The organism is Limnohabitans sp. (assembly GCF_031538885.1).
Taxonomy (GTDB): domain Bacteria; phylum Pseudomonadota; class Gammaproteobacteria; order Burkholderiales; family Burkholderiaceae_C; genus Limnohabitans.
Window position 1 is genome coordinate 1 of record NZ_JAVKLW010000096.1, and the last position, 10389, is coordinate 10389.

The following is a 10389-nucleotide window of genomic DNA, read 5'->3' on the forward strand; positions in this document are numbered from 1 at the left end:
AGAAACTCTCGTCGACGTGTGCGTTTACTTTGCAGCTCAAAGCCGCTGATCGATAGGCTGGTTTGTTTCATGTGTATTCAACGCAGTCTATGGCGTTCACGCTGTCAGGGTTTACAAGAAGGTTATGCAGATGTTCCTTAGGTTTGGGAAGCGAATAATTTAAAAGGACAAATCATGATTAAGCATAAATTCCGCCACAGCATCGCCTTACTCACACTGGGCCTATGCACACTTACCTCGCAGGCGCAAGAGTTCCCGCCCAAGAAAACCATCACCATTGTGGTGGGCTTTGCCGCAGGAGGCGCGGCCGATACGGCTGCACGCATCATCGCCAGAAAACTCGGTGACAACATTGGCGCCTCAGTGGTCATCGACAACCGAGGTGGCGCAGGCGGCAACATCGCCCATCAGTTTGCGGCCAATGGCCCCACCGATGGCAGCACGATTTTGTTTGGCTCGGTCGGCCCCCTCACCATTGCGCCGCACATGATGAAGCTGCCTTACGACCCCGTGAAAGACCTCTCCCCCATCACCATGGGTGTGAACTTCCCCAACGTGCTCGTGGTGCATGCAGGCACCGGTATCAAGACCTTTGCGGAGTACATCGCTTACGCCAAGAAAAACCCCAAAAAGTTGGACTACGCATCGACAGGCCCCGGTTCGGCTTCTCACCTCGCAGGGGAATTGCTCGACGACATGGCAGGCATTGACACCGTCCACGTTCCCTATAAAGGCGGTGCGCCTGCACTGCAAGATTTACTGGGTGACCGCGTAGCAGCCTACTTCTCGACCTACTCCACCTCGCAGGCTTACATCGACACGGGCAAGCTCATCCCATTGGCCAGCACCGGCACACAACGCCTGAAGTCCTTGCCCAAAATCCCGACCATCGCCGAGTCGGGCTACCCTGGCTTCAGCGCGACCAACTGGTATGCCTTTGTGGCCTCTGCCAAAGTTCCCGCCGCCACCTTGGATCGCTGGAACACCGAACTTGTCAAAGTATTGAAGTCTCCTGATGTGATGGAACAACTCAACAGTCACGGCCTCACACCCATGCCCGGCACACGCGATGAGTTGGGCAAGTACATCGCCAAAGAGTCGGTCACATGGGGACGTGTGATTCGCGAGCGAAAAATCACAGGCGAATAAAAAATACCTAGAAGGAATTCACATGACACACCTCTCTACTATCACTCACCGCCTGTTGCTGGCGGGCCTCGGTTTATTTTTAGCCGCATCGCAGCTTGCACAAGCAGCGGAGATTCGCGTCATCACCTCGGGCGCCTTTACTGAGGCCTACAAACAACTCGTGCCTGAGTTCGAAAAGAAGACCAATCACAAAGTCATCAGCGCTTTTGGCGCCTCCGTAGGCAATGCGCCTGACTCCATACCCACACGCTTCTCACGCGGTGAAAAGTTCGACTTGGTCATCTTGTCTGATGGTGGTTTGGAAGCATTGGTGAAAAACGGCAACGTCATCCAAGGCAGCCGGGTGGACCTCGTGCGTTCGCAAATTGGCGCCGCAGTTCGCAAAGGCACACCCAAGCCAGACATCAGCACGGTAGACGCATTGAAACAAACCTTGCTCAACGCCAAATCCATTGCTTACTCAGCCAGCGCCAGTGGCACATATTTATCCACCGAGTTGTTTCCCAAACTCGGTGTGGCTGAACAACTCAAAGACACCGCGAAAAAAATCATGAGCGAACGCGTCGGTGCTGTTGTGGCGCGTGGTGATGCGGAGCTAGGCTTTCAACAAGTGAGCGAACTGATTTATTTCAAAGAACTCGACTTCATCGGCACCCTGCCTGAATCTGTGCAGCAGACCATTTTTTTCTCCGCCGGTTTAGTCATGGGCTCAACCGAGCAAGAGACAGCCAAGCAACTGATTCGTTTCTTTCAATCGCCCGAAGTAGCCGACGTGATTCGCAAAACGGGTGTGGATCCCGTCGTCTCCCGATAATGGGGCATGAATGCACCACACTCAAACTCGCTCACACATAAGTCCTTAAAAGGCATACGCGTTCTCACCCTCGCGCTCAATCTCCCGGGTCCAGCAGCCGTGATGCGCTTGCAGGCCATGGGTGCCAAGTGCACCAAGCTTGAACCCATGCCCATGACAGGCATGAAGCCAGCGGACCCGATGGGAATCTACAAACCCGCCGCCTACGACGTGATGCACCAAGGTTTGAAAGTGTTGCAAGCCGATTTGAAATCTGAGCGTGGCCAAACATCTCTGCACAAACAACTGGCGAAAACCGATGTACTGATCACTTCCTTTAGGCCTTCGGCGTTGGTGAAACTGAGGCTTACTTGGAAAGAGCTGCACAAACGCTACCCCTCTTTGTGTGTGGTGAGCATCGTAGGTGCACCTGCAGAACGTGCCGAAGAAGCTGGTCACGACTTGACCTACCAAGCCGACACGGGCTTGGTCAACGGCCTTGAAATGCCGGCAAGCCTGTATGCCGACATGGGGGGATCTTTGTTCACCACCGAAGCGGTGTTGCAAGCATTGTTGTTGCGTCAACGCTCTGGCCATTCGCAAGGCCAAGGCGTGTTTCACCAAGTGGCCTTGAGCGATGCGGCGGCCTACCTCGCTTTACCACGCACCTGGGGGCTCACCCTAGCCAGCGGCGATGTAGGCGGCGCACATGCGGGCTACAAGGTCTACCCGTGTAAAAACGGTCGTGTGGCGTTGGCCGCCTTAGAGCCGCACTTTGCGCGACGTTTGTGCGAAGCCGCAGGCTTGCCTCAACAAGCGGCGATGCAAATGCACAAGCGCAGCACGCACACAGCCATTGCCCAGTTCTTGACTACGCAAACACGCGCGCAACTCGACAAGCTGGCCAGCAGCAAAGACATTCCGCTGCATACGCTGCCGCGTTAATTGGACACTCAACGCAAATGATGCAAGGGATGCGCTGACGCAGGCCAAGGGCTTTCAAAAAATGGTTGCACCATCTCTGGCGTCACGTCTGCAATGCGCGTGGGATACCACTTGGGCGCATGGTCTTTGTCAACGGCCAAGGCACGAATACCCTCCACAGTTTCACTGCTGACGCCTCGGCGTGACAGGTGTTGGGTCTGGAAACAGTGACGAACCAAATCACGCTCCATGCGCAAGTCATCGGCAAGGTTCATGGTTCGGCCACGACGGATTTGTTCAAGCGTGACACACAGCATCAAAGGCGACTGCTGATGCAAAGCCTTCAAGGTTTGTACCGACCATTCATCTGCGCCTTGCAAGGCTTGTTCGATCGCCGCCACCGTCGCTAGCCCAAACACAGCATCAATAGGCGTGCTCTGCCACGCAGGCGTCACCGCCATGGCTTGCGCCGTACTGGCTTGGCTTTGCTCGCGCAACCAAACCACCACCGCTTCGCCAGTCTGCCAATCTTTGTGTTGCAAGGTATCCCACAAAGCAGGCAAAGCCACTGCATCCACACCTACATCGGCCAATCCCACGTGCAGCGATTCGCCCCCACGCAGCACATGGCCGGTGAGTGCCAAATACTCGCCCATGTGCTGTGGGCATGCAGGGCCATGGCAACGGCTTAAGAAATAACCGCCGCCCACATCTGGAAACAAGCCAATGTGGGTCTCGGGCATGGCCATCTTCGTGCGCTCGGTCACTACACGCAACGCTGCGCCTTGGCTGAGGCCCATGCCGCCTCCCATGACAATGCCGTCCATCAAGGCGATGTAGGGCTTGGGGTAGTGTTGAATCAAATGGTTGAGGCTGTACTCCTCGGTGAAGAAGTCTTCCAGCGTCGCATCACCACTGAGTGCCGCTTGGTGGAAATAACGAATATCACCCCCTGCGCAAAACGCACCGAAGGGGCCTTCTTTGTTGCTGCCTCGCACGACCACGGCCTTCACCTGCGCATCGTCTTGCCACGCTTGCAAGACATGGTTGAGCTCACGCACCATGGCCAGCGACAAGGCATTCAAAGCTTTGGGGCGATTGAGCGTGATCAAGCCCAAGTGGTCCACACGCTCGGTGTGAACATCGGTGGTGTAGGTGGACATGGTTGCTCCTAGTTCAAATAAGTGGCACTTATTTTCTTCAATTCAAAGCAGGCGTGGTCAATCGCATGCACGCAGGTGACACATGAAAAAAGCCGAGGCGAAAACCTCGGCTTTTTGTACGAACACGTAGATCACTTATTGCGCTTGCGCTCGTGCTCTTTCAAATAGCGCTTACGCAGACGCACGCTCTTGGGCGTGATTTCGACCAATTCGTCGTCTTCGATGAATTCCACACCGTATTCGAGGGTGAGGTCAATCGGCGGCGTAATTTTGATGGCGTCTTCTTTGCCCGACACGCGGAAGTTGGTGAGCTGCTTGGTACGCGTGGCGTTGACCACCAAGTCGTTGTCACGGCTGTGGATGCCCACAATCATGCCTTCGTACACAGGATCGTTCGCCTTGACGAACATACGGCCACGGTCGTCCAACTTGCCTAAAGCGTAGGTGAAGATTTCACCATCGTCCATGGAAATCAACACACCGTTCTTGCGGCCACCGATGTCACCTTTGTGTGGCTCGTAGCTGTCGAAGATGTTGGAAATCAAACCGGAACCACGCGTCAAGTTCAAGAACTCGTTGGTGAAACCAATCAAGCCACGAGCAGGAATGCGATATTCCAAACGCACACGGCCACGGCCATCGGGTTCCATGTTGACGAGTTCACCTTTGCGTTCACCCAGAGCTTGCATGACGCCGCCTTGATGCGTTTCTTCAATATCAGCTGTCACCAATTCGATAGGCTCGTGACGCACACCGTCGATGTCGCGGTACACCACGCGTGGCTTGGACACTGCCAACTCGTAGCCTTCGCGACGCATGTTTTCCAACAAGATGGTCAGGTGCAATTCGCCACGACCAGCGACGTCAAACACACCTTCTTCGTCGGTTTCTTTGACGCGCAAGGCCACGTTGTGTTGCAGTTCTTTTTGCAGACGGTCCCAGATTTGACGGCTGGTCACGTACTTGCCTTCACGACCAGCCAAGGGGCTGGTGTTGACGCAGAAGTTCATGGTCAGTGTCGGTTCATCAATCTTGAGCATGGGCAAAGGCGCAGGATTCGTCGGGTCTGTGACGGTCACGCCGATATTGAGGTCGGCAATGCCGTTGATCAACACGATGTCGCCAGGTCCTGCTTCAGTCACTTGAACGCGATCCAAACCTTGGAATTTCAACACTTGGTTGATGCGACCTTTGATGGCTGTGCCATCTGGGCCTTCCATGACCAACACATCCATCATGGGTTTGATGGTGCCTTGGCTGATACGGCCCACGCCGATACGCCCCACGAAGGTGGAGAAGTCAAGGGCAGAAATTTGCAATTGCAAAGGTGCCGCAGGGTCACCTTGCTGCGGTGGCACATGCTTCAACACGGTATCAAACAAGGCGGACATGTCGGGGCCCCACTGCTCACCGGGTGCACCTTCTTCGAGGGACGTCCAGCCGTTGATGCCAGAGGCGTAGACCACGGGAAAGTCGAGTTGTTCATCGGTCGCGCCGAGTTTGTCAAACAAGTCAAACGCGGCGTTCACCACTTTGTCTGGGTTGGCACCGGGCTTGTCCACTTTGTTCACGACCACGATGGGCTTGAGGCCCAAAGCCAAAGCTTTCTTGGTCACGAAACGGGTTTGAGGCATGGGGCCTTCTTGCGCATCGATCAACAAGACCACGCCGTCCACCATCGACAAGGCACGTTCGACTTCACCACCGAAGTCCGCGTGACCAGGGGTGTCGACGATGTTGATGTGGGTGCCCTCCCAGCTCACGGCACAGTTCTTGGCAAGAATAGTGATGCCACGCTCGCGTTCGATGGCGTTGTTGTCCATCACGGTGTCGACCACTTTTTCGTGGTCGGCGAAAGTGCCAGATTGACGCAGCAATTGGTCAACCATGGTGGTCTTACCGTGGTCAACGTGGGCGATGATGGCGATGTTGCGAATTTGCTTACTCATGCTTCTCTCTTCCTTTATGCCCGTTGAGCCAGCAAGGACTGGTTGACAGGCGATTTTTCCAAAATTTGTTGAATTTCAAGGGGACTCAACAATCGTCCCGGAATCAGTTCCCCTGCTTTCACATGGGCACTACCCAGCAAAGCGTGTGGGTTTTCTCCAAACACACAGACACGGTCAAGGTCAGGCCAAGTACCGCGACGACGCACACCGCTCAAAAAGCGACCTGCGTTCTCCGCATCTAAGGTGATCGCTTTGTGATCGGACAAGAGGCACGACACGGGCATCAAACGCGCTTCGCGTTGGTGCTCATCCATGGAAGTCAAGTCTTCTAAGGTCACACAATCGTTTGGCACAAAAGACCCAGTGGCCACGCGGCGTAACGCGCTCAAGTGACCGCCACAACCCAAAGCCTCTGCAATGTCTTCGCCCAAGGTTCGGATGTAGGTGCCTTTGCTGCACGTCACGCGCAAGCGTAAAAATGGTGCCTCGCCATCGAGCTGCATCTCCAGCAGCTCTAAGTCGTGAATCACCACGTGGCGTGGCTCACGCTCAACGGTCTCACCCGCGCGCGCATATTCGTACAAAGCTTTACCGTCTTTTTTCAAGGCGCTGTACATGGGTGGCACTTGCGTGATCGGCCCCATGAAACGGTCTAACACCGCCACCACTTGGCCCACGGTACAAGTGACGGGGCGCTGTTCGATAACCTCACCCTCAGCATCCGCAGTGCTGGTTTTTACACCTAAACGTACCGTAGTCTCATAAGTTTTGTCCGCATCCAAATGAAGCTGGCTGAATTTGGTGGCGGCGCCAAAACACAAGGGCAACACACCCGTCGCTAAGGGGTCGAGTGTGCCCGTGTGACCCGCTTTTTCTGCGCGTAACAGCCATTTGGCTTTTTGCAAGGCATCGTTGCTAGACAAACCCAAGGGCTTGTCTAGCAACAGCACGCCATGCACAGGGCGTCGTTGCACCCGTACGCGCGGCATACGAGTGCTGAGAGACTGATCGCTCTCTTGCGACTGCCCAACGATGTTCATCTCAATCGGCCTTCGCTTTGGACGCGACTGCCTGCGCAATCAACGCATTCATGTCAGACGCACGTTCGGGTGTGCGGTCATACACAAAGTGCAAAGTAGGCACAGTGTGGATGTGCAAGCGTTTGAACAAACCATTGCGCAGAAAGCCTGCAGCTTGGTTCAAGCCCGCGCCTGTTTTCACAGGGTCACCATTCAACACGCTGAAATGCACCTTGGCATGGGCGTAATCGGGGGTGACCTCCACGCCTTGCAGAGTGACAAACCCAACGCGTGGGTCTTTCAACTCGCGCGCAATCAAGTCGGCCAGATCGCGCTGGATCTGGTCGGCCACTTGGTAGCTGCGGTTAGGGGCGCTGCTGGGTTTACGGGCCATGCTGGATTGCTTGTTCTAAGTGTCACTTACGCTTTACAGCGTACGTGCCACCTCTTTGATTTCGAAGAATTCCAACACATCACCTTCGACGATATCGTTGTAGTTCTTGATGGTCAAACCGCACTCGAAATTTTCTTTGACTTCTTTGGCGTCGTCTTTGAAACGTTTCAAGCTGTCGAGTTCACCGGTGAAGACCACCACGTTGTTGCGCAACAAACGCAGCTTGGCGCTGCGACGGACTACGCCAGAAGTGACCATACAACCCGCAATCGCACCAATCTTGCTGACGCGCAGCACTTGGCGAATCTCGGCGGTACCGATGACTTCTTCTTTTTTGTCGGGCGTGAGCATGCCAGACATGGCGGCTTTGAGTTCGTCCACCGCGTCATAAATGATGTTGTAGTAACGAATATCCACACCATTGCCTTCTGCCAACTTGCGCGCGCCGGCATCGGCACGGGTGTTGAAACCAATGATGACGGCCTTGGAAGCAATCGACAAGTTAACATCGCTCTCGCTGATGCCACCCACTGCGGCGTAGACCAACTGCACTTTGACTTCGTCGGTGGACAACTTGAGCAACGAGGCTGCCAAAGCTTCTTGCGATCCTTGCACGTCGGCTTTGACGATGATGGGCAAGAGCTTGACTTCGCCAGACGTCATGTCTGAGAACATGTTCTCCAACTTGGACGCTTGTTGCTTGGCCAACTTGGTGTTGCGCACTTTGCCAGCACGGTATGTGGCGATTTCGCGGGCACGACGCTCGTCGGTCATGACCATGAATTCGTCGCCAGCTTGTGGCACTTCGGTGAGACCTTGAATCTCGACAGGAATCGAGGGGCCTGCCGATTTGATGGGCTTACCGTTTTCATCCAGCATGGCGCGCACACGACCGTAGGTTTGACCACCCAAGACCACATCGCCCACATGGAGCGTACCTGACTGAACCAGCACGGTGGCCACGGGACCGCGACCTTTGTCGAGGCGCGCTTCGATCACCAAACCTTTGGCCATGGCGTCGAGCGGCGCTTTGAGTTCGAGCACTTCGGCTTGCAAGAGCAATTGCTCCAACAACTCGTCAATGCCAGCACCCGTTTTTGCGGAGACTTCGCAGAACGGTGAATCACCACCGAACTCTTCGGGCACCACTTCTTCAGCCACCAGTTCGCCTTTGACGCGCTCTGGGTTAGCACCCGGTTTGTCAATCTTGTTGACCGCCACCACGATCGGCACACCTGCCGCTTTCGCGTGCTTGATGGCTTCTTTGGTTTGCGGCATCACGCCGTCGTCTGCCGCCACCACCAAGATGACGATGTCGGTCGCTTTCGCACCGCGCGCACGCATGGCCGTGAAGGCCTCGTGACCGGGCGTGTCCAAGAAAGAAATCATGCCGCGTGGTGTTTCCACGTGATAAGCACCAATGTGTTGGGTAATGCCACCCGCTTCGCCCGAGGCGACTTTGGCGCGACGGATGTAGTCCAGCAACGATGTTTTACCGTGGTCTACGTGGCCCATGACCGTCACCACAGGGGCGCGTGTGATGGACTCAGCTTGAGGGCCTGAAGCCTCTTCTTCGGTGAACGCTTCTGGATCATCCAAGGCCGCAATCACTGCTTTGTGCCCCATTTCTTCCACCACGATCATGGCGGTGTCTTGGTCCAAAGGCTGGTTGATGGTGGCCATTTGACCGAGCTTCATTAATTGCTTGATGACCTCAGAGGCTTTGACCGCCATCTTGTGGGCCAACTCACCCACGGTGATGGTCTCGGGCACGTGCACTTCGAGCATGCGTGCTTCGACCGGCGCTTGTGGTGCGCGGTCATCATCACGGTCGCGGTCACGACGGCCTTTGGGCCCCCCACGCCAGCTGTTGCGGCCCACGCCACCACTCGCGTCACCACGTGTTTTGATGGCTTTCTTTTTAGCTTGTTCGTCAGCCCAACTGGAAGACAGCTTGGCACTCTTGACTTCTTTGTTGCCGGGCGCAGCAGGTGCACCAGGACGCGGACTCGGAGTACCGGCTGGTTTGTGCAAGGTACCTTTGATGGCCTTGGGGTCAGGTGTGGGATCAGGTTTTTTAACCACCAAGGTTTTCTGAGGTGTGCTCATCATCAGGCGAATGGCTTCGGCTTCAGCCAAAGCTTTGCGACGACGTGAATCCAAATCAACCGCACGAGCAGAGTCTTCATCTGCACGGGCTTTAGAGGCGGCAGCGGCCTCCACGCGAGCAGCTTCAGCAGCTTGTGCGCGTATGTCCACCACAGGTTCTGTGGCTTCAGCGTTGGCATCTGGGGCTGCTGAGTCAGGCACCACAGGCGATTCGGCTCGCGCCTTGACTTTGGCGGTTTCTGCTTTGGCTTGGTCTTTGACTTCTTGTTCTTCGCGTAAGCGGCGTTTTTCTACCAACTCTTCTTCTTGACGACGGATTAACTCTGCTTGACGGCGGGCTTCTTCTTCACGGCGAGCCAACTCGGCATGGTCGATGACAGACGCAACAGGTGCAGCTTGCACCTCTGTTGCCTCATCCTCGTTACGTTTGACGAAGGTGCGTTTTTTGCGCACTTCCACTTGAATGGTGCGAGCCTTGCCTGTGGCATCAGCTTGCTTGATCTCGGTGGTCGATTTTTTGACCAAGGTGATTTTCTTGCGTTCAGGCGATGCAGTGCCATGGCTGGCTTGCAAATGGCTCAACAGCTTTTGTTTGTCACCTTCCGTCAGCACATCGGTGACAGAAGATTTGGCGACGCCTGCTGCCTTGAGTTGGTCAAGCAGAGTGTCGGTTGGTTTTTTGAGTTCGCTGGCAAACTCGGCTACGGTCGTACTGGACATATGTGATCTTCCTCGCCATGACCGTTACTCTTGACCCGTGAACCAATGTTCACGTGCCTTCAAGATCAGGGTTTTGGCCTCTTCTTCGCTTTGGCCTGTGATGGCTGTGAGCTCGTCTACGGCCAAATCGGCCAAATCGTCACGGGTGTGTACGCCGCTCTCAGCCAAC

At 55.3% G+C, this 10389-nt stretch carries 9 protein-coding genes; 3 read left to right on the forward strand and 6 right to left on the reverse strand.

Annotated elements, in window-relative coordinates; all coding sequences use genetic code 11:
* Positions 1-174: 174 nt before the first annotated feature.
* The 3 genes from RMS03_RS07645 to RMS03_RS07655 are packed head-to-tail and all read left to right on the forward strand — an operon-like array spanning position 175 to position 2887.
* Entirely contained in the window at positions 175-1149 is a 975-nt protein-coding gene (locus RMS03_RS07645) for a tripartite tricarboxylate transporter substrate binding protein (RefSeq protein ID WP_310626486.1), read from the forward strand.
* Between the two features lie 22 nt (positions 1150-1171).
* Positions 1172-1963: a substrate-binding domain-containing protein gene (locus RMS03_RS07650; protein WP_310626487.1), complete on the forward strand. Its 792-nt coding sequence runs from the start codon at positions 1172-1174 to the stop codon at positions 1961-1963.
* A gap of 6 nt (positions 1964-1969) precedes the next feature.
* On the forward strand, positions 1970-2887 hold the full coding sequence (locus tag RMS03_RS07655) for a CoA transferase (RefSeq protein WP_310626488.1): 918 nt from the start codon (positions 1970-1972) through the stop codon (positions 2885-2887).
* A gap of 8 nt (positions 2888-2895) precedes the next feature.
* Here RMS03_RS07655 and RMS03_RS07660 read toward each other — a convergent pair whose 3' ends face one another.
* From RMS03_RS07660 to RMS03_RS07685, 6 genes are all read right to left on the reverse strand, one after another.
* Positions 2896-4029 carry an enoyl-CoA hydratase/isomerase family protein gene (locus RMS03_RS07660; protein WP_310626489.1) on the reverse strand — a complete coding sequence of 378 codons (1134 nt, stop codon included), beginning with the start codon at positions 4027-4029 and terminating at the stop codon, positions 2896-2898.
* A gap of 131 nt (positions 4030-4160) precedes the next feature.
* A complete protein-coding gene (typA, locus tag RMS03_RS07665) occupies positions 4161-5978 on the reverse strand; it encodes a translational GTPase TypA (protein ID WP_310626490.1) in 1818 nt (605 codons plus the stop codon).
* Between the two features lie 14 nt (positions 5979-5992).
* Positions 5993-7018, reverse strand: coding sequence for a tRNA pseudouridine(55) synthase TruB (truB, locus tag RMS03_RS07670; RefSeq protein WP_310626491.1), 1026 nt, complete (start codon positions 7016-7018; stop codon positions 5993-5995).
* A 1-nt stretch (position 7019) separates the two neighbouring features.
* On the reverse strand, positions 7020-7391 hold the full coding sequence (gene rbfA / locus RMS03_RS07675) for a 30S ribosome-binding factor RbfA (protein ID WP_310626492.1): 372 nt from the start codon (positions 7389-7391) through the stop codon (positions 7020-7022).
* 33 nt (positions 7392-7424) lie between these two features.
* Positions 7425-10220 carry a translation initiation factor IF-2 gene (gene infB / locus RMS03_RS07680; protein ID WP_310626493.1) on the reverse strand — a complete coding sequence of 932 codons (2796 nt, stop codon included), beginning with the start codon at positions 10218-10220 and terminating at the stop codon, positions 7425-7427.
* Between the two features lie 24 nt (positions 10221-10244).
* Positions 10245-10389: helix-hairpin-helix domain-containing protein (locus tag RMS03_RS07685; protein ID WP_310626494.1), on the reverse strand; the 145-nt coding region annotated here is incomplete at its 5' end.

Excerpts from the sequence above, each read along its gene's own strand:
- RMS03_RS07650 (WP_310626487.1), top strand. The coding sequence starts at position 1,172 with ATGACACACCTCTCTACTATCACTCACCGCCTGTTGCTGGCGGGCCTC.
- rbfA (WP_310626492.1), bottom strand. The coding sequence starts at position 7,391 with ATGGCCCGTAAACCCAGCAGCGCCCCTAACCGCAGCTACCAAGTGGCC.
- RMS03_RS07645 (WP_310626486.1), top strand. The coding sequence starts at position 175 with ATGATTAAGCATAAATTCCGCCACAGCATCGCCTTACTCACACTGGGC.
- truB (WP_310626491.1), bottom strand. The coding sequence starts at position 7,018 with ATGAACATCGTTGGGCAGTCGCAAGAGAGCGATCAGTCTCTCAGCACT.
- RMS03_RS07660 (WP_310626489.1), bottom strand. The coding sequence starts at position 4,029 with ATGTCCACCTACACCACCGATGTTCACACCGAGCGTGTGGACCACTTG.
- infB (WP_310626493.1), bottom strand. The coding sequence starts at position 10,220 with ATGTCCAGTACGACCGTAGCCGAGTTTGCCAGCGAACTCAAAAAACCA.
- typA (WP_310626490.1), bottom strand. The coding sequence starts at position 5,978 with ATGAGTAAGCAAATTCGCAACATCGCCATCATCGCCCACGTTGACCAC.
- RMS03_RS07655 (WP_310626488.1), top strand. The coding sequence starts at position 1,970 with ATGAATGCACCACACTCAAACTCGCTCACACATAAGTCCTTAAAAGGC.